This window comes from Cryobacterium sp. GrIS_2_6 (assembly GCF_035984545.1).
GTDB lineage: Bacteria > Actinomycetota > Actinomycetes > Actinomycetales > Microbacteriaceae > Cryobacterium.
This window is the reverse complement of sequence record NZ_JAXCHP010000001.1, coordinates 3,467,812-3,493,685: the sequence shown is the minus strand read 5'-3', so window position 1 is coordinate 3,493,685 and position 25,874 is coordinate 3,467,812. Positions and strand designations below refer to the sequence as shown.

Sequence of the window (25,874 nt, the reverse complement as noted above, 5' to 3'; positions counted from 1 at the left end):
GACCAGTCGGGTCGCGCTACCCCGGCAGGGCGTCGCCGACCGCAATCCCGGGGCTCGCCGCAGTGTTGCTCCGTCGTTCCGGGCTCTTCCACGTGCCGCTCGACCGGCCGAATAAAGCCTGCGGGATGGTCCGGAGACAGATGAACGCGTCGACGATGCGCACGAGCGGGAAGCCGATCCCGAGCACCAGGTAGTGCACCCGCCCGGTCACGATCACGACCAGGATCGTGAGCAGGTAGTCCGGCACCAGCACCCCGATGACGATGGAGGCCGGAGGGACCGCCTGCGCGACCGCGATCGACACCGGGTCTGCCGAGACCTCGCCCCAGGCCGCGGCCGCAAGCGACATCAGGAGCAGCGGCAGGAAGATCAGCATCATGATGCTGCTCGTCACGAGTTCGAAGACGTAGAGGGCGAGGGCTCCCCAGAAGGTCCCGAACCGGAAACCGTGCCGGCGGACCGTCTGCCAGAAGCCGAGCGTCCACCGGCGCAGCTGTTTCGTGTAATCCCGGAAGGTGTCGGGGTCCTGGGTATACGCGATCGCCGCAAGGGGGTGGAAGGCGATGCGGCCGAGCCGCTTGGCATGCACCTCGAATGTCATGTTGAAGTCCTCGATCGCGAGCCCCGGAGCTGAAATGTCGATGTCGGCGAGGATCCGGCTGCGATACATGCTCGCGAAGCCGGGGACGATCGACACCACGTTCGCGAAGCGGGCGGCCTGGCCGTACTTGAGGAGGAACTGCACGACCACATAGAACCGTTCGCGGTACGCCACGAGAAAACGGCCGAGGCGGGTCGGCGATGGCGGGTCCGTCACCGTCGCGGCGCGGCCGGCGACGGCGACGACCCCGGGATCGTCGAAGTACGGCAGGCCCGTCTCCATGTAGTCGTCCGCGAGCTGCGTGTCCGCGTCGAGCAGCATCACGATCTCAAAGCGTTCGTCAAGCCGGAAGTGCATGATCGCGGCGACGAGCGCACCGGCCTTGCCGCGGTTGGGCAGGAGCTCGACGACGTTCGCCCCGCTCTCCTCCGCGATCATCGCCGTCGTGTCCTTCGAAGCGTCCGAGGCGATGAAGATGTTGCCGACGGGCACGAGCCTGGCGGCCGAGCGGATCGTGTTCCGGATCACGAGTTCTTCATTGTGCGCCGCGATCAGCACGGCAACGTCCTTCGGGGTGACGCGGCCGCCTGCTCCGGCGGCCGCCCCGCCAGCGGCCTGCTGTGCGAGCCGGTGGCGCGCACTCCGCGGCCGCTTCCGGAATGCCTGCGCGACGACCCGGCCCAGACCGACCGTGCCCCATAGGGCGGTGTTCACCCCCACCACGAGGACGAGCACCACGACCAGGCTCAGCATATGACTCTCCGTCGACCTGCCGGACGCGGGGTCGCTCCGGTGGTCCGACCGTACACGCGGGACAGGGCGCCCGCGACGGCACGCAGGTGCGGTTAACCACATCCGGGTGCGGGATGCCCACACGATCCCGCAGAGTCCCGACCATGGCTTGCCCGGATCGCAACATCTGCAGAGACTGGCCGCGGGAACACCACACGCCGTACCTCGCCGAGTCCCGAAACTCCTCGCTTGCCGGCGGCGCATCCGCGAACCGCACCTAAACACACAGACTTACCCGAACAAAGGACCTGGAATGTCAATCGAAATCGTCGACGACTCTTCCCTGCCGCTCACGCACCAGGGCCGCCAGCGCACGAACGCGGACGCCCGGCTCATCCCGGTCATCCCCCGCACCCAGTTCGACTTCGACGTCGCCATCGTGGGCCTGGGATACGTCGGACTGCCGACGGCGCTGTCCCTGCACGCCGCCGGTCTCCGCGTTCTCGGCGTCGACGTGAGCGAACGCCGGCTCGCCGTGATCCGCAGCGGTGAAGCCGACCTCCTCGAGTCAGACCGCGATCGCCTCGAGACGGCACTGGAGGGCGACGACTTCCAGATCACGGGCGACACCTACCTGCTCGGAGACGCGGCAGCGGTCATCATCTGCGTCCCCACGCCGATCGACGAACACCTCACGCCCGACCTCGAGATCCTCGCGAGCGCGTGCACGATGGTCGTCGACGCCGCCGTTCCCGGCCAGCTCCTGATGCTCACATCCACGACGTACCCCGGCTGCACCAGGGACCTCCTCGTCACCCCGCTGCTCGTGCGCGGCCTGACCGCGGGCAAGGACATCTTCGTTTCCTTCAGCCCCGAACGCATCGACCCCGGCAACGACCGCTTTGCCCACGAGGACGTGCCGCGGGTGGTCGGCGGCGCGACCCCGGCCTGCCAGACTGCGGGAGCCGCCCTCCTCGGCCGCTATGCCCGCAACATTCACGGTGTCAGCTCCCTCGAGGTCGCCGAGATGAGCAAGCTCCTCGAGAACACCTTCCGGGCGGTGAACATCGCCCTCGCGAACGAATTCGCCGAGGCGTGCCTCGCCCTCGGACTGTCGGTCATCGAGGTCATCAACGCCGCAGCGACCAAGCCGTACGGGTTCATGCCCTTCTTCCCCGGCGCCGGCGTCGGCGGACACTGCATCCCGTGCGACCCGCACTACCTGCTCTGGCAGCTCCGCAAGGCGCACGTCGACGCGCCGGTCATCGAACACGCGATGAGCGAGATCGCCGGCCGCCCGCGGCGGGTCCTCGAGCGGGTGCGCGAAACCCTCGCCGACCAGGGCAAGCCGCTCCGCGGCGCACGCGTGCTCGTTGTCGGAGTCTCGTACAAGCCCAACGTCGCCGACCTCCGCGAGTCGCCTGCCCTGGATATCCTCAGCATGCTGGCCGACCAGGGCGCGGACGTCGGGTTCCACGACCCGTTCTTCGGGTCCGTCCGGCTCAGGAACGGCAGCGAGCTCACCGCGACGGTCGACCCGGACGCATTCGGCGCCGACCTTGTGGTCCTGCACACCGACCACGACAACGTCGACTGGGAATGGCTGTCCCCCGAGGTCCTCGTGCTCGACACGACCTACCGTCGCACCGACCTGCCCCGCCGCGTGCAGCTCTGACCCCTTCTTTCCCGGGCGGATGCCTGGGGCCGCTCGGCCCCCGGCATCCGTTGCCCTGCCCACCCCTTCGATCGGAGAACCACCGTGAAATCATTGATCACCGGCGGCGCCGGCTTCATCGGCAGCCACCTCACCGAATACCTGCTGGAGCAGGGTGACGACGTCATCGTGCTCGACAACCTCTCGACCGGCTCGCTCCGCAACCTCGCCAGAGTCAGTGACAACCCCCGGTTGCGTTTCGTCCAGGGCAGCATCCTCGACAAGGCACTCGTCACCGACCTCATCACCGGGCGTGACCGGGTCTTCCACCTCGCCGCGGCCGTCGGCGTCAAGCTCATCGTTGAGGAGCCCCTGACGAGCCTGCGCACAAACATCCACGGCACCGAGAACGTCCTCGACGCGTGCGTCGCCGCGGGGGTGACCCTGCTGCTCGCGTCGACGAGCGAGGTCTACGGGAAGAACACCGCTGACAGCCTCGACGAGGAGTCCGACCGCATCCTCGGCTCCGCCCTCAAATCCCGGTGGACGTACGCCGCCGCGAAGGGAATCGATGAGGCGTTCGCGCACGCCTACTGGAGTGAGTTCGGACTCTCGGTTGCCATCGTGCGCCTGTTCAACACGGTCGGGCCGCGGCAGACCGGGCGTTACGGCATGGTCTTCCCCAACCTCGTCGGCCAGGCGCAGCGAGGGGAACCGCTGACGGTCTTCGGCGACGGACGACAGACCCGCTGCTTCTCCTACGTAGGCGACATCGTGCCCGCCCTCGTCCGGCTCGCCGAGACTCCGGCGGCGTACGGCCTGGCCGTCAACATGGGCGGCGCCCAGGAGATCTCGATCCTCGGCCTCGCCGAGCGCGTGATCGACGTCCTCGGCTCGACGAGCGACATCAGCCTGATTCCCTACGAGCAGGCGTACGCCCCCGGCTACGAGGACATGCGTCGCCGGGTCCCCAACAACGGCCTCGCGCGGAAGCTCGTCGACTTCGAACCGAGTACCCCTCTCGACGATGTGATCCGGAACGTGGCCGGCGCCGCGGCGGCCGGCGGAAACGCCAACGAGGCCATGGCCCTCGCGGGTTCGCCGCTGCATCCGCACGACCCCGGCCTCGTCGCCGCCGGCAGCCAGATCCCCGGGGGGCTCTGATGTGCGGGATCATCGCCTGTCGCGCCATCGAACCTGCGCCCGGCTATCTCGTCGCGGGACTCAAACGCCTCGAGTACCGCGGCTACGACTCTGCGGGCATCGCCGTGTCCGCAGAAGACGGCACGACGGCCGTGTTCCGCACGGTCTCGCGCGTCGACTCCCTGACCGGGCTCGTCGAGGACTGGGGCGGCCCCTTGCTCGCAGGCACCGGCATCGGCCACACCCGCTGGGCCACGCACGGCGGGGTGAGCGTGCAGAACGCGCACCCTCACCAGGACTGCGAGGGCCGCCTGAGCGTCGTGCACAACGGCATCCTCGACAACGCGGACCGGCTGCGCGCAGAGCTCGTGCATGCCGGGCACCGGTTCACCTCCGAGGTCGACAGTGAGGTCATCTGCCACCTCGTCGAGGACCGCCTGCTCGACTCCGACGATCTGCTCGGAGCGGTGAGCGCCGCGGTCGCCCAGCTGACCGGTTCGTGGGCCCTCGTCGTCCTCGACGCGCGGACAGGGCGCATGGTCGCCGCCGCACACCGCTCGCCGTTGCTCGCTGCCCGTTCCGCAGCGGGAATCTTCCTCGCGAGCGACATTTCGGCGATCGGCGACTGGGTCGACGACTTCCACATCCTCGCGGACGGTGACGTCGTCGAGGTCACGAACGACCTGGTCTGGACCAACTCCGGGATCCCGACCCCGCTTCCCATGGCCATCCCGCGACCGCCGCGGCCGCAGTTCTCGCTGACCGTCGAAGCCGACGACCACATGGCCACCGAGATCCGGGAGCAGCCGGAGGCCGCGGCCCGCCTGCTCGACGAGGTCGGCGGCCGGATCGCGACCGGCGAGCTCTGGAACGACCTCGGTCTGCCCCGGTTCGACCGGATGCGGGTGGTCGCGTGCGGGACCTCCCTCAACGCCGGAGAGGTCATCGGTTCCACACTCAGCCGGCTCGGCGGGCTCGGCCACTCCTCCGTCGTCGCGAGCGAAGCGGCAGGCTCTGTCGTCGAACCGGGAACGCTCACGGTGATGATCAGCCAGTCTGGCGAGACCGCGGACGTGCTCCGCGCCCTCGAAGAGGGACCGGAGGGCTCTCCGGTGCTCGCCCTCGTCAACAACGTGCACTCGACGCTCGGCCGCAAGGTCGACGCAGTCCTCAGCTGCGCGGCCGGGCCGGAAATCGGTGTCGCCGCCACGAAGACGTTCGTCTGCCAGGTCATGGTCGGCACCGGGCTCGTGATCTCGTCGCTCGTCGCGAGCGGCAGGATGGACGTGGCCAGGGCCCACCGGCTCGTCAACGACCTGTACCTGATTCCGGAACAACTCGCGGAGGCCGCTGCCGCCGCGCGGGCGCTGATTCCTCCCCTCGTCGAGGAGGTGCGGGGCGCCAAGGGTTTCCTCTTCCTCGGGCGGGGCGCCGGTGTCGCATACGCCGCGGAGGGCGCACTCAAGCTCAAGGAGATCACGTACCGTTGGGCGGAGGCCTACCCGGCCGGCGAACTCAAGCACGGTCCGCTCGCGCTCGTCGAGGAGGGCACCCCTGTCGTAGTGATCGACGACGACGATCCCCGGCTGGCCGGGAATATCGCCGAGGTGCGCGCGCGCGGCGGGCGCATCATCACGATCGGCCGGCCGGGCAGCAGCGTCGAAGTCCCGTTGTCGCTCGGAGCACCGTGCGGGCCGCTCGCGGCCGTCGTTCCGCTGCAGATGCTCGCACTCGGCCTCGCCGTCGAGCTCGGCTTTGACGCGGACAAGCCCCGCAACCTCGCCAAGTCGGTCACCGTGGACTGAGCGGGGCGGGGGTGGCCGGTGCGAGCCGGCCGACGTTCCGCTGGGAAGGTGGTGAAGATGACCCGTGAGCGCACGAGAGGCCGGGTAGCATCTCAACGCCATCGGCTGCCGACCCGGTGTGGACATTCTGTGTGGTGGAGGAGGGTGAATGCCGGAAGACGATGAGCCAGCGGGCGGGACCCCTCGCCGGCGCGCGCTCCTGATCAGTCTCCTCGCGATCGGCTTGACGGTCCTGGCCGTGCTCACGATCGTGGTGTCGACCGCTCCGCGACCCGGCCAGAGCACAGCTCCCCCCTCGGCCAGTCAGTCCCCCGTCGCGGGCGGGTACCCCTGGCACACCGGGATCGTTTCGACGACGTTCTGGGTCGGCGAGATCTTCGACCCGAACGCCGCGGACGGCAGCCAGGTCTATTCGACGTATGACTCGGAGTGGATGGCGAGCTATGGCGGCTGCGACGGCGTCCGAACGGCGGCCGACTGCCAGACCGAGGTGCGGACGGCGGCCAACGACTACTTCCCGACCCAGCTGGCACCGAAGGAGAACCCGTTCTACCTCGATCTCCCGTTCGACGACCTAAACGACGCCCAGGCGTTCGCGACCCGCGAGCAGGTCGTACCGTGGGCCGGCCATTCGGCCTACGCGGGCTCGGCGGGCGATGACACCGTCAGCCTGATGAAGAACCGGTGGGTGCGCATCCGCTCGAACGGCCAGACCTGTTACGGCCAGATCGAGGACGCCGGGCCCGGCCAGTACCATGATGCCGCCTACGTGTTCGGTGCGGACGATGCCCGGCCGGCCAACAAGAAGTTCAACGGAGCGGGCATGGACATCTCCCCAGCCCTGAACGGCTGCCTGCGCTTCAGCGACATCAACGGGGAGAACGACACGGTCGACTGGCAGTTCGTCGAGGCGGCTGACGTGCCGCCGGGGCCCTGGACGAAGATCGTCACCACGAGCGGCGTGCGCCCGTAGCCCACGACCTGCGACGGGCTACAGCTTGAGCGAGGCGATCAGGTCGGGGGCGTGGTTGGTGGTGAGGATCACGCGCGAGAAGTCCTCGTCGATGAGGTCGATCACGACGGCCTGGCGGCGGCGCTTGATCGCGAGGAAGTCCTTGCCCCCGTGGAACTTCCAGGTGCCGACCGCGAGCACGAGCGGAACCTCGAGGCCGGGGGCGCGGATCCCGCGGATCCAGATCCACGGGTCGTCCGTGATCGTCACCGAGCGGATGTTGTCCCGTGCGACGACGATGTCCTCGCGGCGGAAGGCGAGCGTCTTCTCCGCCTTCGTCAGGTGTACCTCGAGCCGATCGGGATGAACGCGCAAGGAAGCCATAGGCCTAGTCTGCCCCGTTCGGAAGGTATTCCCGCTGTCGAAACCTCACAATGCAGTAACGCGGAACTGTGCGCTCCGTCAGTCAGGGACGACGGCGGCCGCTGCCGCCTTCGCCGCCGCGGGCAACGCGTCGAGAATCCACTCGATCGCCTGTCCGTCGTGGGCCGCAGAGACGAACCAGGCCTCGAACACCGAGGGCGGCAGGGACACTCCGGCGTCGAGCATCGCGTGGAAGAACGGGCCGTACCGGAAGGACTCCTGGCGCTGCACGGCGGCGTAGTCCCGTGGGGGGTGCGCTGCGGCATCCGCCCCGAACGCGAAGCTGAACAGGTTGCCCGCCCGCTGCACGCTGTGAGCGACACCCTCTGCGGCGAAGGCGGCGGAGACCGCGTTCGAGAGCAGCAGCGCCGTCGCATCGAGCCGCGGATAGACGGTGTCGTCGAGGGCGCGCAGGGTCGCGATGCCCGCTGCGACGGCGACCGGGTTCCCGGACAGGGTGCCGGCCTGGTAGACCGGGCCTGCAGGGGCGAGGTAGTCCATGACGTCGGCGCGTCCACCGAGGGCCGCGACGGGCAGGCCGCCACCGATGACCTTGCCGAACGTGAAGAGGTCGGGGCTGTACGGCGCAGCGGGAGTCTCTCCCGCGTTGTCGAGGCCCCAGTACCCGGCCGGCCCGACCCGGAAGCCGGTGAGCACCTCGTCGATGATGAGCATCGCCCCGTAGGAGTGCGCGAGCTCGGTGAGGGCTGCGTTGAAGCCGGGGTCTGGCGCGACGACGCCCATGTTCGCGGCGGCGGCCTCGGTGATGACGGCGGCAATCCTCCCCGGGTGGGCTTCGAACGCGGCGCGCACGGCCTCGAGGTCGTTGTACGGGAGCACGAGAGTCTGCGCCGCAGTCGCAGCGGTCACACCGGCGGAACCGGGCAGGGCGAGGGTCGCGAGCCCGGAACCGGCCTGGGCCAGGAGTCCGTCGGAGTGGCCGTGGTAGTGGCCGGCGAACTTGATCAGGAGTTCGCGACCGGTGAAGCCGCGGGCGAGGCGAATGGCCGTCATCGTGGCCTCCGTGCCGGTCGAGACGAGGCGCAGCTTGTCCACGGCGGAGACGCGGTCCTCGATCAGCTCGGCAAGTTCGGTCTCGTCCGGAGTGGACGCACCGAAGGACAAGCCGAGTGCTGCCGCGGCCTGGACCGCGTGGACGACCTCAGGGTGCGCGTGGCCCAGGATCGCGGGCCCCCAGGAGCTGACGAGGTCGACGTAGTCGCGGCCGTCGGAATCGGTGACGTAGGCTCCTGAGGCCTTCACGAGGAACAGCGGGGTGCCGCCGACCGAGCGGAAGGCCCGGACCGGCGAGTTCACGCCGCCGGGAATGGCGCGCTGGGCGCGGGCGAACAGCTCGTCGTTGCGGGTCATCACGTGCGGTTTCCTTCGGTGAGCCAGGCGGCGAGTTCGACGGCCCAGTATGTGAGCACGGCGTCTGCGCCTGCCCGGCGGATGCTGAGCACCGATTCCTCGATCGAACGGCGGCGGTCGATCCAGCCCTGGGCAGCGGCCGCCTCGATCATCGCGTACTCGCCGGACACCTGGTATGCCCAGACCGGGACGTCACTCACGGCCGCGACGTCTGCGAGCACATCGAGATAGCTGCCTGCCGGCTTGACCATCACGACGTCCGCGCCCTGTTCGATGTCGAGCAGGGCCTCGCGCACGCCCTCCCTGCGGTTGGCCGGGTCGAGCTGGTAGCTGCGCCGGTCGCCCGTGAGCGTCGACTGCACGGCCTCGCGGAACGGACCGTAGAACGCGGAGGCGTACTTCGCCGAGTATGCGAGGACGGCGGTGTCCAGGAATCCCGAACCGTCGAGGGCCGCGCGCACGGAGGCGACCTGGCCGTCCATCATCCCGCTGAGCCCGAGCAGCCGGGAACCGGAGGCGGCCTGGACCAGCGCCATCTCGTTGTACCGCTCGAGGGTCGCGTCGTTGTCGACACTGCCGTCGAGCGCGAGCACCCCGCAGTGGCCGTGGTCGGTGAATTCGTCGAGGCACAGGTCGGTCTGCACGACGAGCGCGTCGCCGACCTCGTCGGCGATGGACCGGGTCGCGACATTGAGGATCCCCAGCGGGTCGGTCGCGCCGGAACCGATGGCGTCGCGCACATCCGGCACCCCGAAGAGCATCACGCCGCCGATGCCTGCGGCGGCGGCCTCGGCTGCGGCCCGGCGGGCACTGTCGATCGAGTGCTGCACCACGCCGGGCATGGAGGTGATGTTCACCGACTCCCGCCCTTCGCGGACGAACATCGGCAACACGAGTTCGGCGGGGTGCAGACGGGTTTCACTGGCGAGCCGGCGAAGTGCGGGAGTGGAACGCATCCGCCGCGGCCGAATAACAGGACTAATCACCTGTCTACCCTACCCACGCCAGCCGAGACACCACTCGAGCCCCCGCGAGAGCGGGAGGGAGGGGAAGGTTGAAGCTCTAGCGGAGTTCGGCGAAGTGCGAGAGGGCCTCGATGAGCGCCTCGGCGCTGGGCGCCTCCGCGACGAGGTCGACGCGGAGTCCGACGGCCGCGGCGTCCTTGGCGGTGCGCGGACCGATGCAGGCGACGAGGGTTGTCTCGGGGACCGGTCCGAACTGCTCCTGCACCTGTTCTGCGACGCTCCCCGAGGTGACCAGGAGCGCCTGCACCTTGCCGGCCGCGACGTCCGCAACGACCCGCGGGTCCACGGGAACCCCGATCGTGCGATAGGCGACGACGGACTCGACCTCGTGGCCGATCCGGCGCAGGCCCTCGGTGAGCAGGGGCTTGGCGATCTCGGAGCGCAGGGTGAGGATGCGCAGGGGCACGACACCCTGGGTGGCGGCTTCCCACTCGGCGAGCAGGCCACGGGCGGAGTTGTCCTCGGCGGGGACGAGGTCGACGCGATAACCGGCAGCGACGAGAGCCGCGGCGGTGGTCTCGCCGACGGCGGCGATCCGGGTGCCGGGAGCCACGACGGCGCGGTGCGAGGAAAGCACATCGACGGTCGTCGCGCTCGTGATCGTCATCCAGTCGAAGTCGCCGTCCGCGAGGTGGGCGAGCGCCGCGTCGAGCGCAGGGGCGTTGTCGGTTGCGGCGAAATTGATCATCGGGGCCACGATCGGCTGCGCACCGCGCGAGCGGAGGTCCGCGGCGACGTGGTCGCCCCACGGGCCGCCGCGCGGGACGAGGACGCGCCAGCCGGCAAGCGGCTTGGTGGGATTGGAGAGGGTTTTGTAGCGCCAGGTCATTTCTTAAGAAGTCACCTTCATGGGGGCAAAATCGGCAGCCCCGCCTTGGATCAGATCACGGGCCACACGCTCGGAGACGTCCTGGGCGGCCTCGACCAGGTGGATGACGGAATGTGAATCGGGCGTCGCGGCGTGCGAACTCACGATACTTCGGGCACCATCAGGACTGTACACCGTGGCAGTCAGGAACAACAGGCCGTCGTCGATCGCCGCCATCGCGCCGATCGGGGCGGCGCATCCGGCCTCGAGTCGCGCGAGCACGAGACGCTCCGCGGTCGTGGTGGCCTGGCTCGTCGCATGGTTGATCGCGGCGAGCGCGGTTCCGAGCGGGCGATCAAGCCTGCCCTCCCGCACCTCGATCGCGAGGGAACCCTGGCCGGGCGCGGTCGGCCAGTCGGAGAGCTCGAGGTACTCGCCCTCGACCGCGCTCAGGAGGCCGAGCCTGCTGAGGCCGGCCGCGGCGAGCACAACGGCGTCGAGGTCGCCTGCGGCGACCCTGCCGAGCCGGGTGTCCACGTTGCCGCGGATGTCGACGACGAACAGGTCCGGCCGGGCCTTCAGGAGCTGGGCGACCCGGCGCGGGGAGCCGGTGCCGACCCTGGCGCCCTCTGGGAGGGTCTCGAGGGTCAGTCCGTCGCGGGCGCAGAGCACGTCACGCGCGTCGGCGCGGCGCGGCGTGGCGCCGACGACGAGGCCGGGGTACAGTGCGGTCGGCAGGTCCTTGAAGGAGTGCACGATCGCGTCGCAGTCGCCGTTCAGCAGGGCCTCGCGGAGGGCGCTAGCGAACACGCCCGTCCCGCCGAGGCCGGAGAGGGGTTCCTTCGAAGTGTCGCCGTGGGTCGTGATCACGACGAGCTCGACGTCGGTGCCCGCTGTTGCTGCGATCCGGTTGGCGACCGCCTGGGTCTGGGCGAGGGCGAGGGCGCTCCCCCGGGTGCCGATCCTGATCGTGCTCACGGCGCGATCCCGGCGAGGGCGGGCTTGAAGCCGAGGCGCACGTTCTCGCAACAGCCCGGCCGGCAGACGTCGTACCAGGGTCCGAGCGGGGTCATCGCGGGGCGTTCGGCTGCCGGCGTGTCCTCGAGGCGCTCGACCACGAGGTCGATCAGCCCGCTCACGTATGCAGGGTCGACCCCGGGCGTGGGTACGCGCACCGAGTACAGTCCCTGCTCGCGCGCGGTCTCCGTCGCCTCGTTGTCGAGGTCCCACATGACCTCCATGTGGTCGCTCACGAAACCGAGCGGCACGATCACGACGGCGCGGATGCCCCTGGCCGGGAGCAGCCGGATGGCGTCGTTGATATCGGGCTCGAGCCACGGCATGCTTGGCGGCCCGCTCCGGGACTGGAAGACGAGCTGCCACGGGGTCTCGCTCGCCGCGGCATCCACTGCGGCGACGGCGGTCATCACCGCGTGCGCGACGGCGAGGTGCTGGGCCTCGTATGCGCCGCCCTCACCGAAGCCGCGCTCGGCGGGTCCGCTCTTCGCGGCGTCCGTCGACGGGATCGAGTGCGTCGAGAACAGGATCTCCACCTCGGTGGCGAGGTCGATGCCGGGGATCTGGGCGGCGACATCCGCGAGGCCCTTGCTGACGCCGGCGATGAAGGGGGTGACGAAGCCGGGGTGGTCGAAGAACTGGCGGACCTTGTCGATGTGCACCACGCCGGTCAGGCCGGTGACCTCGAGCGCCGCCGCGAGGTCTTCCCGGTACTGGCGGCAGCCGGAGTACGAACTGTATGCGCTTGTCACGATCGCGAGCAGGCGGTCCTGGCCGTTGGTGTGGGCCTCGGCGACGACGTCGCGGAGGTAGGGGTCCCAGTTGCGGTTGCCCCAGAGCACGGGGATGTCGATGCCGCGGCGGTCGAGTTCGGCTTCGAGCGCGGCGCGGAGCACTCGGTTCTGGGCGTTGATCGGGCTGATGCCGCCGAAGTGGCGGTAGTGGGTCGCGACCTCTTCGAGGCGTTCCTCCGGGATGCCGCGGCCGCCCGTGACGTTGCGGAGGAAGGGGATCACGTCGGCCTGGCCCTCCGGTCCCCCGAAGCCGGCCAGGAGGATGGCGTCGTACGCGCTCACTACTGAAGCACCTCGACGAGTTCCGCGGTGGAGATGCGGCGTCCGGTGTAGAACGGGACCTCTTCGCGCACGTGGCGGCGGGCCTCGGTGTTGCGGAGCTCCCGCATGAGGTCGACGAGCTCGGTGAGCTCGTCGCTCTCGATCGGGAGGAGCCATTCGTAGTCGCCGAGGGCGAAGGCGGAGACGGTGTTGGCGATCGCACCGCGGAAGGCGGCGCCCTTGCGGCCGTGGTCAGCGAGCATGGCGCTGCGCTCGGCCTCCGGGAGCAGGTACCACTCGTAGCTGCGGACGAACGGGTAGACGGTCAGCCAGGCCTTGGGTTCGACGCCGCGGAGGAAGCCGGGCACGTGGCTCTTGTTGAATTCGGCGTCGCGGTGCACGCCCATCGCGTTCCAGGTCGGAAGCAGGCTCTTGAGGAGCCGGCTGCGGCGCAGCTCCCGGTTCGCCCACTGCAGGGTCTCCGCCTCGGGGGCATGGGTCCAGATCATCAGGTCGGCGTCGGCGCGGAGGCCGGACACGTCGTAGAAGCCGCGGACGGTGACGCCCTCTGCCTCGACGAGTTCGACGATGTCGTCAAGCTCGAGGACGGCGTGCGGCACGTCGCGGCCGTCAAGGTCGTCCGGATTCGTCGGGTCCTTGCGAAGCACGGCGAAAAGGGTGAAGCCCTGGGGCGACGCCGCACTCGTTGCGTCACCGGTGAGGGTGTCGGCGTCGGGGGCGGGGTGGGAAGAGGTTACTGCCTCTCCGGCAGCCGGCTGAGTCATGAGTACAGTCTCTACTTTTTTGTGACGAGAGCCAAAAGACTCAGCCGGTGCCCGGCTGGGGCGTTTCCGATTCAGTCGTCGAGGACTGCCCTGAGCGCGAACCAGACGGCGGCGCCGACCGCCAGCGCGCTGCCGATGGCGACCCCGAGCAGTGCCGTGGGGTTCTCCTCGCCGAGCTTGTGCAGGCGGCGCCTGGCAAGGCGTTCCTGGTCACGCAAGCGCTTCGGGACGTTGAGCTTGTACTCGATTGCGTCGAGGGTCAGCGCGAGCTGCGCGCGCGCGGCGGTCGCCTCGGCGCGCAACGCATGCGTGGACTTCGATGGAGTCGCTGCTGCACCGGTCGTTTTGTCCTGTTCAGTGCTCATAGTCTCCGACTCCCTTGATCGCGTCCTCGTCCCGGCGGATGCTTGCCGCGAGGCCGTCCGGGTCGGCGCGCGTTCCGGCCTTCACCCGGTTGACCCCGATCAGCACGAGGATCGCGGCAATGAGGAGCAGGGCCACCGCGACGATGAGCGTCGCGAGCCAGAGCGGCAGCACGAGCGCGAGGGCGATCACGGCGAGCGCGACGAAGACGATGACCGCGAGGAATGCGAACACCCCGGCCACGACGAAGAGGCCGATGCCGACGCCGATGTTCTTCGCCTTGCCCGCCATCTCGGACTTGAAGGCCTCGATCTCGGCGTGGATGAGCGCGGCGAGCTGCCCGGGCAGCTCGGAGACGAGGGTGATCAGGGTCTTGCGCGGGCGCGGGCCGAACCCGCCTGCGCGGACACCCTCGGTCGGTGGTCCGGTCACGACCGGCGACCCGGTCACAGCGAGGGTGCTTCCGATGTGGGCGCGCCCGGGTCGGGGGTGCCGTGGTCAGGGGTCGCCGTCGAGGTGGCCGACGGTGCTGACGCCGCTGACGCCGCCGGGCGTTTCGTAGGCCAGGACGTGCCGTACCGGGGGCCTGGGCCAGCGGCATCCGTGGCCTTCGCGGTCTTGTCCGCGAGGGTGCCGACGAGCTTCTTGGCGACGTTGATGAGCGCGGCCGGCACATCGCCGACCCGCTCGAGGGCGAAGTCGCGGACCTCGGTCACGCGGCGCTGCACGGGGTCGGCGTTCCAGAGGCTCTCGGCCGAGGCCACGATCTGGTCGTAGCGCTTACGTCCGGCACGGGCGCCCAGGACGTAACCGACGAGTCCACCGGTGATAAAAAGAAGCTTTCCCCGCATCTGTCACTCCATTCTTCGTCGTTCACGTACGTCTCAGAGTATCCCGCCTGCGGAAACGGTGAAGGGCAAACTGCCGGACTGCTGGGGAGAACGGCTCAGAGAACCAGCGCATCGCGACGGGTCCGGCCGGCGGTCGCGAGGGCATCGGGGATGACGGAGGCAAGCCCGGTTCCGGAAAGCCAGGCCCCGGTGACCTCGAGCCCTTCGAGGGCCGCGACGGCCCGACGCACCTGGTCGACGCGGTCGCGGGCGCCGACGGTCGCCGGCGAGAGTGCGTCGCCCCACCGGGTGCGGTCGAAGCCGAGCACCTGGTCCGCCGAGAGCAGGGTACCGAGGATGGCGGAGGCATCCGCGAGGGCGAGGGAGAGGAGTTCGTCGTCGGTGAGGCGGGCGCTCGGGCTCTTCTGCCCCGCACGGCCGTAGGACAACCGGAGCACGTGCACGCCGGGACCAGCAGTCTCGGCGACCCAGTCCCATTTCGCGGTGACGTGGGTCAGTGCTTTTGCGGTAATGCCGGGTGCGCCAGCGGCGACGAGGACCCCGGTGCCGCGCGGATGCGCGTCGAGCTCGGGGGCGGCGAGCACGAGGGTGGCGAGCTCGATCGGGGTCGGCTTCGGCCAGTGCAGGGCGCTGAGCGCCTTCTGCTGCGGCCCGAGGGGCGCGATGAGGGCGAGGGCCTGGGCGCCGGGCGTCGCGAGGATGACGAATCGCGCCGACAGGGTCTCCGGAATGGTCTCCGGAAGGTCGCCGGATTCGCGGCCCCCTGGCGCGGCGGTCGCTTCGGGGGTATCGGGGGCACCGGATTCTTCGGGGGCTTCCGTCCGGGGCGCGATCGTGACCTGCCAGGGTTCGGCCGTAACGGGGCGGATGCGGGTGACGGCGGCCTCCGTGAACACGTCGACGTCGAAGCGGTCGAGTTCGGCGCGGAGCGCGGTCACGAGGCCGGCCATGCCGCCGCGAAGCCCGGAGACCGCGGAGCCGGCGGGAGCGGCGCTGCGGAGGGAGAGCACGGCGCCGGACAGCGACCCGGTCACGGTGAGGGCGGCGTTGAGGCCGGGAGCGACGACGTCGACTTCGAGATCGTCTGCGGAGGAGGTGTATACGCCCGCGGTGACCGGCTCGACGAGACGTTCAAGGACGCGGCGGCCCATCCGCTTGCGAACGAGTTCGCCGAGGCTGTGCTCCCTGCCGATCGTGAGCACGGGCATGAGCCGGTCGAGCCAGGCCCGCAGGGCGCCCGGCCAGCCGATCACGCGGCGCACGTCCTCTGCGAGCGGGGAGCCGGGGATGCCGAGGACGCCTGCCCGGGGCATCGGAACGCTCACCGCGGCTCCGCCCGGACGATCGGACGGCAGGCAGAGCCACGCACCGGCGGCGTTCGGCTGCACGACCCGGTCGGCGAGACCGAGTCCTTCGATGAATTCGGCGACGGCGTTGCGGCGCACCGCGAAGCTCTCCGCCCCGCTGTCCAGGGTGAGCCCGGCGACCTCGTGGCTCGCGAGCGCCCCGCCGAGGTCGCTGCCCGCCTCGAGCACGGTGACGCTCAGCCCGACCCTGGCGCACTCGCGAGCGGCCACGAGGCCGGCCAACCCGCCGCCGACGACGACGACGTCACGCACGCCGCTCATCCGCCCGCCCCGCAGCGCTTCGCTCATCGCTCGCCGGCTCGCTCGGTACGGTCGCGGATGCCCCGTGTGCTCCGGTCTCCCCGTGAGCGCCGTCCGTGACCTCGTGCACGAACGCGACGAGGCGGGTGAGCACGGTCGGGTCGGTCAGCGGCGGGACGCCGTGGCCGAGGTTGAGCACGTGGGCAGGAGCGGTACGCCCGCGCTCGAGCACGTCGAGGACGTGCGCCTCGAGGACGGGCCACGGCGCGGCGAGGAGCGCGGGGTCGAGGTTGCCCTGCAGGGGGACGTTACCGCCGAGGCGGCGATTGGCCTCGTCGAGCGGCACCCGGTAGTCGACGCCGACGACGTCCGCACCGACGGCGTGCATCTCGTGGAGAAGTTCGCCGGTGCCGACGCCGAAGTGCACGACGGGGACGTTGCGGCGGATCGGTGCGCCCGCACCGGGCGCGGTCTCGGCATAGCTGAGGTCGCGCACGTGGGCGATCGCAGCAGCCGATGCCGGGGCGACGAACCGGCTGTAGTCGGCGAGGGAGAGCGCACCCGCCCAGGAATCGAAGAGCTGTGCCGCGCTCGCTCCTGCGAGCACCTGGGCGCGCAGGAAGCGGCCGGTCACCTCTGCAGTCCAGTCCATCAGGGAGGCCCAGGCCGCAGGGTCGGCGTGCATCAGGGTGCGCGCGTGGATGTGGTCCTTGGACGGGCCGCCCTCGACGAGGTAGGCCGCGAGGGTGAACGGCGCCCCGGCGAACCCGATCAGCGGGGTCCCGCCGAGCTGGGCGACCGTTCGGGCGACGGCCTTCCGGATCGGGTCGAGGGTGGTCTCGAGCACGGCAGGGTCGAGGGAGACAAGCTCAGCGACGTCGCGGGCGGTGCGGACGGCCTTGCCGAGCACCGGCCCCATTCCGGCGACGATCTCGACGTCGACACCGACGAGCTTGAGCGGGATCACGATGTCGCTGAACAGGATTCCCGCGTCCACCTGATGCCGGAGCACGGGCTGGAGGGTGATCTCACTGGCCATCTCCGGGTCGAGGCACGCGTCGAGCATCCTGGTTCCGACCCGCAGCGACCGGTACTCGGGAAGGGAACGCCCGGCCTGGCGCATGAACCACACGGGGGTGGCCTCCGGGCGGGCGCCCTGGTATGCGCGGATGAGGCGGGAATCGGCGGTGAGTCCGGAGGCGAGGGGGTGTTGTGCGTCGAGGTTCATTTGTGTCAATTCTGTCAAACTTTCAGGAGCCAAGCGCTTTCCGGATATCATCCACGCCCAGATTGACAAAGTAGACTCACGGAGTGCTGATCTGCCTGTCCGCGAACCACAAGAACTCGAGTTTCGAAGTACTCGAGAAGCTGTCCGTCGGCGCGCCCGGCACGGCAGGCGGCATCCTCGAGCGATACCCGAGCCTGTCCGGAGCGGTCATCGTCGCAACCTGCAACCGCTTCGAGGCCTACCTCGACCTCGACGAGCCCGACGGCACCTCCCCCCTCGAGGCCGTACAGGCCGCGATCGCGGGCGTCAGTGCCGGCACCGGCGTCACCGCGGACGTCCTCCGCGAGACCCTCGACTTCGTGCACGGCAACGGCGTGGCCGAGCACCTGTTCGCGGTGACGAGCGGCCTGGAATCCGTCGTCGTCGGCGAGGGCGAGATCGCAGGCCAGGTGCGCCGCTCCCTCGAGCAGGCCCGCGAGCGCGGCACGACGACCCCCGAACTCGAGCGGCTGTTCCAGCGCGCATCGCAGACCTCCCGCGGTATCAAGAACCGCACCGGAATCGGCGCGGCCGGGCGGTCACTCGTGCGCCTCGCCCTGCAGCTCGCCGAGACCCGCATCGTGGACTGGGCGAGCACCCGCGTGTTGCTCGTCGGCACCGGCCGTTACGCCGGCGCCGCCCTCGCCGCGCTCCGCGACCTCGGCGTCACGGACGTGCGGGTCTACTCGCCCACCGGGCGCGCCGCCAAGTTCGCGGGCTCGCATGGCATCACCGCGGTCACCGAGTCGGCATTCGCCGTCGAGGCCGATCGTGCCGACCTGATCCTGACCTGCACGACCGTCGAACACCACGTCGTCACGGCCGCACTGCTCCGGGCGGGCGCGGCAGCAACCACGGGTGTCGACGCCGGAGCAGAGTCCGCCGCTCCGGCCGCCCGACGGCTCATCATCGACCTCGGCCTGCCGCGCAACGTCGCCCCTGACGTCACCGAGGTCCCGGGAGTCGAGCTGCTCGACCTCGAGACCATCCGCATCCACGCCCCGCTCGAAGAGCTCAACGCAACGAGCGAGGCCCGCCTGCTCGTCGACCGCGCCGCACGCAAATTCTCGGCGGTCGCGGAAGAGCAGAGCCTCACCCCAGCGGTCGTCGCGTTGCGCAGCCATGTCTTCGACCTGCTCGATTCAGAGATCGAACGGGCTCGCGCGCACGGCGACGATACCGAACAGACCGAGCGGGCGTTGCGGCATCTCGCGAGCGTCCTGCTGCACACGCCGATGGTGCGCTCACGCGAACTCGCCAGGGCCGGCGAGCAGGCCGCGTTCACCGGCGGCCTCGACGCCCTCTTCGGCATCCGGGTCGAGTCCGGCGCCGGCTCCGCGGCCGAGTCCGCTGCGCTCCTGAATCCGTTCCCCGGATCGGCGTCCGGGACCGCACACCGCGCCTCCTGAGCGATCGGCACGCAGCGCGACCGTGATCGCGGCGGACATCCGCCGAGGCACGCTCACTGACCGGCAAACACCTCACCAATTCGACGGAGTTTTTGCCCGGAAAGCGCTTAATTCGCGCTCGCACGTGCGAAAAACTCAAAAACTCCGTCGAAGTGGTTCGGCGGCGGGTCAGGCTCCGCGGAGGCGCTCGGCGAGGTACGCGTCGAGCTTGTCGAGCGGCACCCGCTCCTGCTGCATGGTGTCGCGGTCCCGCACGGTGACGGCCTGGTCTTCGAGAGAGTCGAAATCGACCGTGATGCAATACGGGGTACCGATCTCGTCCTGGCGGCGGTAGCGGCGCCCGATCGCGCCGGCGTCGTCGAAGTCGACGTTCCACGACTCGCGCAAGCGGGAAGCGAGGGAGCGCGCCATCGGCGAGAGCGCCTCGTTGCGGGACAGCGGCAGCACGGCGGCCTTGATCGGCGCGAGGCGCGGGTCGAGCTTGAGCACGGTGCGCTTGTCGACGCCGCCCTTCGCATTCGGCACTTCCTCCTCGTGGTACGCGTCAACGAGGAACGCCATCAGCGAGCGGGTGAGCCCGGCCGCAGGCTCGATCACGTAGGGCACCCAGCGCTCGTTCTTGGTCTGGTCGAAGTACGAGAGGTCCTTTCCTGATGCCGCAGCGTGCGTCTTGAGGTCGAAGTCCGTGCGGTTCGCCACTCCTTCGAGCTCGCCGAACTCACTCCCGCTGAACCCGAAGCGGTACTCGATGTCGACGGTGCGCTTGGAGTAGTGCGAGAGCTTCTCGGCGGGGTGTTCGAAGAAGCGCAGGTTCTCCGGCTCGATGCCGAGGCCGGTGTACCAGTTCATGCGCTGCTCGAGCCAGTACTCGTGCCAGGTCTCATCTGTGCCGGGCTCGACGAAGAATTCCATCTCCATCTGCTCGAACTCGCGGGTGCGGAAGATGAAGTTGCCCGGTGTGATCTCGTTGCGGAAGCTCTTGCCGATCTGGCCGATGCCGAACGGGGGCTTCATCCTGGCCGCCTGGAGAACGTTGGCGAAGTTCACGAAGATGCCCTGCGCGGTCTCTGGACGCAGGTAGTGCATGCCCGCCTCGTCGTCGACGGGGCCGAGGTAAGTCTTGAGCAGGCCGGAGAAGGCGCGCGGCTCCGTCCAGATGTGCCGGTTGCCGCAGTTCGGGCAGGGGATGCCGTCGAGGCCGCCCTCTGCGGGGCGCCCCTTCTTCTCCTCGAACTCCTCCTCGAGGTGGTCGGCGCGGAAACGCTTGTGACAGCTCGTGCACTCGACAAGCGGGTCGCTGAAGACCTCGACATGACCGGATGCCTCCCACACCTTCCTGGGCAGGATAACCGAGGAGTCGAGCCCGACGACGTCGTCGCGGCTCGTGACCATGAAGCGCCACCACTGCTTCTTGATGTTCTCCTTGAGCTCAACGCCGAGGGGCCCGTAATCCCACGCGGACCGGGATCCGCCGTAGATTTCACCCGCCTGGAAGACGAACCCGCGGTGGCGGGCGAGGGCGATGACTGAATCGAGGCGGGAGGGTGCGGCCACGGTGGCTCCAATGGTCGAGGGTGGATGTGGGGCGTGCCGTGCGGAAAATCCCGGTCAGGCGTACTCATTTTAGGCTCTCGTCCCGGTGCGCCCCTCTGGCTGTTAGCCTTGCTAAGGAATCATCTCGAATTTAGCTTGTTCTCAGCTTGGATTCGGCACGACCGTGAACCGCACCTCAGCACCATCTGCACCACCCTCAAAGGAGAGATCATGGGCACCAGACCCCGCACGCCGCACGACGCTTTCACGGGGGCCGGTCCGCTCGATCGCGATCCGTCCCTGCTCCCTGTCGCACTCGACCAGACAGAGCACGACGCCCAGGAGCGACGCTGGACCCCGGCCAAGATCGCCCTCTGGGCCGGCATCTCCCTCCTCGGCGGACTGAGCTGGGTCATGCTCGCGGTCGTCCGCGGCGAAACCGTGAACGCCATCTGGTTCGTTTTCGCGGCGGTGTGCACCTACCTGATCGGCTACCGCTTCTACTCGAACTACATTCAGAAGCACCTGCTGAAGCCCGATGACCGCAGGGCGACCCCCGCCGAGTACAAGGCGGACGGCAGGGACTTCGCGGCGACGGACCGCAGGGTGCTGTTCGGCCACCACTTCGCCGCGATCGCCGGGGCAGGCCCGCTCGTCGGCCCGGTGCTCGCCGCGCAGATGGGCTACCTGCCCGGCACGATCTGGATCATCGTCGGCGTCGTTCTCGCCGGTGCGGTGCAGGACTACATCGTGCTGTTCTACTCGATGCGCAGAGGCGGACGTTCCCTCGGCCAGATGGCCCGCGACGAGCTCGGCAAGATCGGCGGCACCGCCGCCCTGATCGCCACGATGGCGATCATGGTCATCATCGTCGCGATTCTCGCCCTCGTCGTTGTCAACGCCCTCGCCGCGAGCCCCTGGGGCGTCTTCTCGGTCGGCATGACCATCCCGATCGCGCTCTTCATGGGCTGCTACCTGCGCTTCTTCCGGCCGGGCAAGGTCAGCGAGGTGTCGATCATCGGGTTCGTGCTGCTCCTGGCCGCCATCATCGGCGGCGGCGCCATCTCAAACACGGCGTGGGGAGCATCGTTCTTCCACGTGGACCCGGTGCCGCTCGCTATCGGCATCATCATTTACGGCTTCGTCGCCGCGATCCTCCCGGTCTGGCTGCTGCTCGCCCCGCGCGACTACCTCTCGACCTTCATGAAGATCGGAACGATCGGGATGCTCGCGATCGCGATCATCATCGTGCGCCCGGAGATCACGGTCCCCGCATTCAGCGAGTTCGTCGCCAACGGCGGACCGGTCGTGAGCGGGTCGCTCTTCCCGTTCCTCTTCGTCACGATCGCCTGCGGCGCCCTCTCCGGCTTCCACGCCCTCATCGCCTCGGGCACGACCCCGAAGCTCATCGAGAAGGAACGCCAGACCCGCTTCATCGGCTATGGCGGCATGCTCATGGAGAGCTTCGTCGCGATCATGGCCCTGGTCGCCGCCGTCTCGATCGACCGCGGCATTTACTTCGCGATGAACTCCTCAGCGGCCCTCACCGGGGGCACCGTCGAAGGCGCTGTCGCGTTCGTGAACAGCCTCGGGCTAACCGGGGTCAACCTCACCCCCGAGATGCTCACCCAGACGGCGAAGGACGTAGGAGAGGCCACCATCGTTTCCCGCTCCGGCGGCGCCCCAACGCTCTCTGTCGGGCTCGCGCACATCATGCAGCAGGTCGCAGGCGGCTCGGGCATGATGGCGTTCTGGTACCACTTCGCGATCATGTTCGAGGCGCTGTTCATCCTCACCGCCGTCGACGCGGGCACCCGCGTCGCGCGCTTCATGCTCCAGGACAGCCTCGGCAACTTCTTCCCGAAGTTCAAGAACACCTCCTGGCGCACGGGGGCCTGGCTGACCACGGGCATCATGGTTCTCCTCTGGGGCGCCGTGCTGATCATGGGCGTCACGGACCCGCTCGGCGGCATCAACACCCTGTTCCCGCTCTTCGGGATCGCGAACCAGCTGCTCGCCGCAATCGCACTCGCGGTGTGCATGGCGATCGTCGCGAAGCAGGGCAAATTCACGTACATCTGGATCGTCGCCGTGCCCCTCGCGTTCGCCGCGATCATCACGATCTACGCCTCGATGCTGAAGATCTTCTCAACCGTCCCCGCGGTCGGTTACTTCGCCCAGAACAAGGCATTCTCCGACGCCCTCGCGGCGGGGAAGACCTCGTTCGGCACGGCGCCGAGCGTCGCGGCCATGGAGGCCGTGGTGCGGAACACGATGGTGCAGGGTCTCCTGTCGATCCTCTTCGTCACCCTCGCGATCATCGTGATCGTCTCCTCGGTCGTTGCGACCTGGAAGTCCTGGAAGAGCCGCGATTTCGGCACCAACGAGGACCCCGCGCTCCCGTCGCAGATGTTCGCGCCGTCCGGCTTCCTGCCGACCGCGGCAGAAAAGGAACTGCAAGGCCGCTGGGAGGCCCAGGCAGCCGCCGAGAAGAGTGCCAGGGCGGCGACGTCCGCCGGCGCGGGAACACCCGGCCGGTGAGGGCCCGGTGATGGGACCCGGGGCACTCCGGGGGCAACGGATGCTCCTGGCCGACAGGACCGCGCTCGCTGCGCTCCTCGCCGGCATCCGCCGGGCAGCGCGGAGCGTGGCCTGGTACGTCAGAGGGGTGATGGGAGAGGACGCCTGGGACAAGTACCGGGCGCACCACGAGGCCGCGCACGGGACCGCGGACCCGGCTCGCCCCAGCGAGCGGATGATGACCGAACGCGAGTTCTGGCGGGACCAGACCGACCGCCAGGACGCTAACCCGCAGGGCCGTTGCTGCTGACGATCCCCCGACCGGTCGCGAAAGCGGGTGAGCCGTCGTCATGACTGGGGCAAACCGACGACTCACACGCTTTCGCGGCCCTGTATTCGGCCGCTCGCACCGAATGTCCAGCTTGTCTTCCTAACGTCGGCAATGACGGAGTGACAGGGCTCGCGTCGGCTTCGGGAGAGGGCGGTCGGATGGGCAACCGGTCCACCCCGCGGCGTCGCTGGATCGCCGCAGGCGCCGCAGGCGCCGCCAGCATAGTGCTGCTCGTCGCCACCGTCGTCGTCACGGTCAACGTCGCTACGGGACTCGCGCAGCCGGACCAGGCGGTCCCCGAGCTGTCCCTGCCCGACGGGCAAGCACCGCCCGCGCCGGCGGCGGATGCGTCGTCCCCACTGTCCGCGACCTGGCGGCCACCGGCCGACCTGCCCACCCAGGGCACCATCGGCAGCGTCCGGATCCCGGCGACCGCTTCGGGTTTCAGCGCGCGCGACGCCGAGGTCTACCTCCCGCCGGCCGCGCTCGTCCCCGACGCCCCTGCCCTGCCGTTCGTCCTGATGATGATGGGACAGCCGGGAGACCCGGACGCCGGCCCGATCGCATCTGTGCTCGACGCCTTCGCCGCAGCCCACAACGGCCTCGCCCCGATCGTGCTCGTCGCCGACCAGCTGGGCGACCCGGACGTCGACTCGCTGTGCCTCGACACGGCGGAATACGGCCGGGTCGAGACGTACCTCGAGGATGACGTTCTCCACTGGGCTCGCGGCAACCTCAACATTGAGGCCGGCCGCGAATCGTGGACCGTCGCCGGGTTCTCGAACGGCGGCCAGTGCGCCTTGTCGCTCGCGCTCCGGCACCCGGAGGTCTGGGGCAGCCTCATCGACGCCTCCGGCACCGTGTTTGCGGGACTCGAGACGGAGCCGGAGGTCCTGGCTGACGTGTTCGGGGGTGACCAGGCGGCCTACGACGCGACAAAACCGGCGAGGCTGCTGGGCAAGAGCCGCTACCCTGACACCACGGCCGTGTTCACGGTCGGCTCGGAGGACTCGGTGATGGAACCGGGGCTGAAAGATCTGAGTGGAATGGCCAGGGCTGCGGGGGTGTCGGTGACATATTACGAGGTGCCCGGCGAGGGCCATTCCTTCGAGGCGCTGGACGCCGGACTCACCGGCGCCTTCAGCGTGCTCGCGAGCCGGCTCGGGCTCGGCTAGGCGTGGACGCTCTCCAGACGCTCCTGCGCACGGATATCCTGCACGGCCCCGTCATCGTCGGCGCGTACACCCTGTCCGGCGCGGCCGTGGTCTTCCTGCTCGCCCGACGACCGACCGCGCGCTGGCTCATGACCGTCGCGGTCGTGGTCGCCTCCGGAGGCGTTGTCGCGGTTCTCCTCTGGTTCTTCCTGGTGCGGGTCTTCAACGTGTTCGGGATGGGCCTCGTGCCCGTGGCGTACGCGTGGCTCGGCGCGGCCTGCGCCGCGGTCGGGATCGCCCTCGTGAACCTGTGGAAGACGCGGCCGGCACGCCGGATCCTCGCCGCCGCATCGGTGTTGCTCTTCGTCGCAACGGGGGCGCTCGGGATCAATGCGGGCTACGGCCTTGACCGCACCCTCGGCGCGCTTCTCGGGGTGAACGTGCTGCCGCCGATCGCACTGAATCCGGCAGCGCCACGGTCGACCCCCGTCGCCGGCACCGGCTCCAACCCTGGCTCGAGAGGCGACCCCAACCCTGACCGGACGGGCCGCGCCCTCTGGCAGACGTGGAATCCACCCGCCGACATCCCCGCCGCGGGAAACACCGGGAGCCAGGTGATCCCGAACACCGTCTCCGGATTCCTCTCCCGGCCGGCCGGAATCTACCTGCCACCTGCGGCCCTCGTCCCGGACGCGCCGGCATTGCCGCTCGTGATCATGCTGCTGGGCCAGCCCGGCAACCCCGACCCGGAATACGTCGCGGCGAGCCTCGACCGTGAGGCCTCCCAGCACGGAGGTCTCGCGCCGATCGTCGTCGTCGCCGACCAGCTGGGCGACCCCTCCGTCGACCCGCTGTGCCTCGACACCGCCAAGTATGGGAACGCGGAGACGTTCCTCACCAGGGACGTCGTCGGCTGGGCTGCGGCGAACCTCAACGTGACGCACGACCACCGGTACTGGACGATCGCCGGGTTCTCCAATGGCGGCCAGTGCGCGATCTCGCTCGCGGCCAAGCACCCCGACATCTGGTCGAACGTGATCGACATCTCCGGCGAGTCATTCCCCGGCTCCGAGATCCAGGACCAGACCCTGAACGACGTGTTCGGCGGCAGCCAGGCGGCCTATGACGCGCAGAAGCCGGTGAACCTTCTCGCGGGGCACCGCTACCCGGGGACATTCGCGATCTTCACTGCCGGCGCAGCGGACCCGGGCGTCGCCGCCGGGCAACGGATGCTCGTCGGCGCAGCCCAGGCCGCGGGGATGACCGCGTCGTACGCCGAGATCCCCGGCGTCGGGCACGAAGTGGGGGCGCTGAACGGAGGACTCGACGCCGGCTTCGACGCGCTCTACCCGCGTCTCGGCCTCGCTCCGCCCTCCTGACCCCTCCCCGCGGCGCGGGACGCGGGTAGGGTCGTCGCATGAGTGAACGGGACGCGGGCGGGGGCCAGGTATCGCGCGTCCACCCGGAG

General features: G+C 69.5%; 23 protein-coding genes. 9 read left to right on the top strand and 14 right to left on the bottom strand.

Annotated features, from left to right (window positions below; translation table 11 throughout):
* Positions 1 to 16: 16 nt before the first annotated feature.
* A complete protein-coding gene (locus tag RCH22_RS16920; RefSeq protein ID WP_327014823.1) occupies positions 17 to 1,354 on the bottom strand; it encodes a glycosyltransferase family 2 protein in 1,338 nt (445 codons plus the stop codon).
* Positions 1,355 to 1,646: 292 nt separating this feature from the next.
* On the opposite strand from RCH22_RS16920, the gene RCH22_RS16915 reads away from it, so the two are divergent.
* The 4 genes from RCH22_RS16915 (at position 1,647) to RCH22_RS16900 (ending at position 6,908) form a co-directional block, all read left to right on the top strand.
* Positions 1,647 to 3,008 carry a nucleotide sugar dehydrogenase gene (locus tag RCH22_RS16915; protein WP_327014822.1) on the top strand — a complete coding sequence of 454 codons (1,362 nt, stop codon included), beginning with the start codon at positions 1,647 to 1,649 and terminating at the stop codon, positions 3,006 to 3,008.
* 84 nt (positions 3,009 to 3,092) lie between these two features.
* Positions 3,093 to 4,151, top strand: a complete 1,059-nt coding sequence (locus RCH22_RS16910) for an NAD-dependent epimerase/dehydratase family protein (RefSeq protein ID WP_327014821.1) — start codon at positions 3,093 to 3,095, stop codon at positions 4,149 to 4,151.
* Positions 4,151 to 5,935: a glutamine--fructose-6-phosphate transaminase (isomerizing) gene (gene glmS, locus RCH22_RS16905; protein ID WP_327014820.1), complete on the top strand. Its 1,785-nt coding sequence runs from the start codon at positions 4,151 to 4,153 to the stop codon at positions 5,933 to 5,935. The genes RCH22_RS16910 and glmS overlap by 1 nt, the downstream gene beginning before the upstream one ends.
* A 148-nt stretch (positions 5,936 to 6,083) precedes the next feature.
* Positions 6,084 to 6,908: a hypothetical protein gene (locus RCH22_RS16900; RefSeq protein ID WP_327014819.1), complete on the top strand. Its 825-nt coding sequence runs from the start codon at positions 6,084 to 6,086 to the stop codon at positions 6,906 to 6,908.
* Positions 6,909 to 6,926: 18 nt separating this feature from the next.
* On the opposite strand, the gene RCH22_RS16895 is transcribed toward RCH22_RS16900, so the two are convergent.
* The 12 genes from RCH22_RS16895 to hemE form a co-directional block, all read right to left on the bottom strand.
* Positions 6,927 to 7,271, bottom strand: a complete 345-nt coding sequence (locus RCH22_RS16895) for a hypothetical protein (protein WP_134449197.1) — start codon at positions 7,269 to 7,271, stop codon at positions 6,927 to 6,929.
* Positions 7,272 to 7,349: 78 nt separating this feature from the next.
* Entirely contained in the window at positions 7,350 to 8,681 is a 1,332-nt protein-coding gene (hemL, locus tag RCH22_RS16890) for a glutamate-1-semialdehyde 2,1-aminomutase (protein ID WP_327015558.1), read from the bottom strand.
* Positions 8,681 to 9,667, bottom strand: coding sequence for a porphobilinogen synthase (gene hemB / locus RCH22_RS16885; protein WP_327014818.1), 987 nt, complete (start codon positions 9,665 to 9,667; stop codon positions 8,681 to 8,683). The genes hemL and hemB overlap by 1 nt, the downstream gene beginning before the upstream one ends.
* Positions 9,668 to 9,743: 76 nt before the next feature.
* Entirely contained in the window at positions 9,744 to 10,535 is a 792-nt protein-coding gene (locus RCH22_RS16880; RefSeq protein ID WP_327014817.1) for a uroporphyrinogen-III synthase, read from the bottom strand.
* A gap of 3 nt (positions 10,536 to 10,538) precedes the next feature.
* The gene (gene hemC / locus RCH22_RS16875; protein WP_327014816.1) at positions 10,539 to 11,492 is read right to left on the bottom strand and encodes a hydroxymethylbilane synthase; all 954 of its coding nucleotides are present in this window, start codon (positions 11,490 to 11,492) and stop codon (positions 10,539 to 10,541) included.
* Positions 11,489 to 12,607, bottom strand: coding sequence for a ferrochelatase (locus RCH22_RS16870; RefSeq protein ID WP_327014815.1), 1,119 nt, complete (start codon positions 12,605 to 12,607; stop codon positions 11,489 to 11,491). The genes hemC and RCH22_RS16870 overlap by 4 nt, the downstream gene beginning before the upstream one ends.
* Entirely contained in the window at positions 12,607 to 13,371 is a 765-nt protein-coding gene (hemQ, locus tag RCH22_RS16865; protein WP_327014814.1) for a hydrogen peroxide-dependent heme synthase, read from the bottom strand. Before hemQ ends, RCH22_RS16870 begins: the two co-directional genes overlap by 1 nt.
* A 71-nt stretch (positions 13,372 to 13,442) precedes the next feature.
* A complete protein-coding gene (locus RCH22_RS16860; RefSeq protein ID WP_327014813.1) occupies positions 13,443 to 13,736 on the bottom strand; it encodes a DUF3618 domain-containing protein in 294 nt (97 codons plus the stop codon).
* The gene (locus RCH22_RS16855) at positions 13,726 to 14,184 is read right to left on the bottom strand and encodes a phage holin family protein (protein WP_327014812.1); all 459 of its coding nucleotides are present in this window, start codon (positions 14,182 to 14,184) and stop codon (positions 13,726 to 13,728) included. Before RCH22_RS16855 ends, RCH22_RS16860 begins: the two co-directional genes overlap by 11 nt.
* Positions 14,181 to 14,585, bottom strand: a complete 405-nt coding sequence (locus RCH22_RS16850) for a YtxH domain-containing protein (protein WP_327014811.1) — start codon at positions 14,583 to 14,585, stop codon at positions 14,181 to 14,183. The genes RCH22_RS16855 and RCH22_RS16850 overlap by 4 nt, the downstream gene beginning before the upstream one ends.
* 95 nt (positions 14,586 to 14,680) lie before the next feature.
* Positions 14,681 to 16,240 carry an FAD-dependent oxidoreductase gene (locus RCH22_RS16845; RefSeq protein ID WP_327014810.1) on the bottom strand — a complete coding sequence of 520 codons (1,560 nt, stop codon included), beginning with the start codon at positions 16,238 to 16,240 and terminating at the stop codon, positions 14,681 to 14,683.
* Positions 16,197 to 17,420, bottom strand: a complete 1,224-nt coding sequence (gene hemE, locus RCH22_RS16840; RefSeq protein ID WP_327014809.1) for a uroporphyrinogen decarboxylase — start codon at positions 17,418 to 17,420, stop codon at positions 16,197 to 16,199. Before hemE ends, RCH22_RS16845 begins: the two co-directional genes overlap by 44 nt.
* A gap of 83 nt (positions 17,421 to 17,503) precedes the next feature.
* Here hemE and RCH22_RS16835 point away from each other — a divergent pair, with 83 nt between their 5' ends.
* On the top strand, positions 17,504 to 18,868 hold the full coding sequence (locus RCH22_RS16835; protein ID WP_327014808.1) for a glutamyl-tRNA reductase: 1,365 nt from the start codon (positions 17,504 to 17,506) through the stop codon (positions 18,866 to 18,868).
* Between the two features lie 168 nt (positions 18,869 to 19,036).
* Here the strand turns inward: RCH22_RS16835 and RCH22_RS16830 are convergent, their stop codons facing one another.
* Complete coding sequence (locus tag RCH22_RS16830; RefSeq protein WP_327014807.1) at positions 19,037 to 20,422, bottom strand: glycine--tRNA ligase; 1,386 nt, start codon at positions 20,420 to 20,422, stop codon at positions 19,037 to 19,039.
* A gap of 210 nt (positions 20,423 to 20,632) precedes the next feature.
* On the opposite strand from RCH22_RS16830, the gene RCH22_RS16825 reads away from it, so the two are divergent.
* The 4 genes from RCH22_RS16825 to RCH22_RS16810 all read left to right on the top strand — a co-directional run bounded on the left by RCH22_RS16825 (position 20,633) and on the right by RCH22_RS16810 (position 25,785).
* Positions 20,633 to 22,942 carry a carbon starvation CstA family protein gene (locus RCH22_RS16825; RefSeq protein ID WP_327014806.1) on the top strand — a complete coding sequence of 770 codons (2,310 nt, stop codon included), beginning with the start codon at positions 20,633 to 20,635 and terminating at the stop codon, positions 22,940 to 22,942.
* 40 nt (positions 22,943 to 22,982) lie between these two features.
* Positions 22,983 to 23,231, top strand: a complete 249-nt coding sequence (locus RCH22_RS16820; protein WP_327014805.1) for a YbdD/YjiX family protein — start codon at positions 22,983 to 22,985, stop codon at positions 23,229 to 23,231.
* Positions 23,232 to 23,410: 179 nt separating this feature from the next.
* Positions 23,411 to 24,427: an alpha/beta hydrolase-fold protein gene (locus tag RCH22_RS16815; RefSeq protein WP_327014804.1), complete on the top strand. Its 1,017-nt coding sequence runs from the start codon at positions 23,411 to 23,413 to the stop codon at positions 24,425 to 24,427.
* A 2-nt stretch (positions 24,428 to 24,429) separates the two neighbouring features.
* Positions 24,430 to 25,785 (top strand): alpha/beta hydrolase-fold protein, encoded by a 1,356-nt coding sequence (locus RCH22_RS16810; protein ID WP_327014803.1) that lies wholly within the window; start codon positions 24,430 to 24,432, stop codon positions 25,783 to 25,785.
* Positions 25,786 to 25,874: the final 89 nt, after the last annotated feature.

Bases quoted from the DNA above. Each gene is read 5' to 3' on its own strand.
- RCH22_RS16920 (WP_327014823.1), bottom strand. From the start codon at position 1,354: ATGCTGAGCCTGGTCGTGGTGCTCGTCCTCGTGGTGGGGGTGAACACC.
- RCH22_RS16915 (WP_327014822.1), top strand. From the start codon at position 1,647: ATGTCAATCGAAATCGTCGACGACTCTTCCCTGCCGCTCACGCACCAG.
- glmS (WP_327014820.1), top strand. From the start codon at position 4,151: ATGTGCGGGATCATCGCCTGTCGCGCCATCGAACCTGCGCCCGGCTAT.
- RCH22_RS16900 (WP_327014819.1), top strand. From the start codon at position 6,084: ATGCCGGAAGACGATGAGCCAGCGGGCGGGACCCCTCGCCGGCGCGCG.
- RCH22_RS16895 (WP_134449197.1), bottom strand. From the start codon at position 7,271: ATGGCTTCCTTGCGCGTTCATCCCGATCGGCTCGAGGTACACCTGACG.
- hemL (WP_327015558.1), bottom strand. From the start codon at position 8,681: ATGACCCGCAACGACGAGCTGTTCGCCCGCGCCCAGCGCGCCATTCCC.
- RCH22_RS16880 (WP_327014817.1), bottom strand. From the start codon at position 10,535: ATGACCTGGCGCTACAAAACCCTCTCCAATCCCACCAAGCCGCTTGCC.
- hemQ (WP_327014814.1), bottom strand. From the start codon at position 13,371: ATGACTCAGCCGGCTGCCGGAGAGGCAGTAACCTCTTCCCACCCCGCC.
- RCH22_RS16860 (WP_327014813.1), bottom strand. From the start codon at position 13,736: ATGAGCACTGAACAGGACAAAACGACCGGTGCAGCAGCGACTCCATCG.
- RCH22_RS16850 (WP_327014811.1), bottom strand. From the start codon at position 14,585: ATGCGGGGAAAGCTTCTTTTTATCACCGGTGGACTCGTCGGTTACGTC.
- RCH22_RS16845 (WP_327014810.1), bottom strand. From the start codon at position 16,240: ATGAGCGAAGCGCTGCGGGGCGGGCGGATGAGCGGCGTGCGTGACGTC.
- hemE (WP_327014809.1), bottom strand. From the start codon at position 17,420: ATGAACCTCGACGCACAACACCCCCTCGCCTCCGGACTCACCGCCGAT.
- RCH22_RS16825 (WP_327014806.1), top strand. From the start codon at position 20,633: ATGGGCACCAGACCCCGCACGCCGCACGACGCTTTCACGGGGGCCGGT.
- RCH22_RS16820 (WP_327014805.1), top strand. From the start codon at position 22,983: ATGCTCCTGGCCGACAGGACCGCGCTCGCTGCGCTCCTCGCCGGCATC.
- RCH22_RS16815 (WP_327014804.1), top strand. From the start codon at position 23,411: ATGGGCAACCGGTCCACCCCGCGGCGTCGCTGGATCGCCGCAGGCGCC.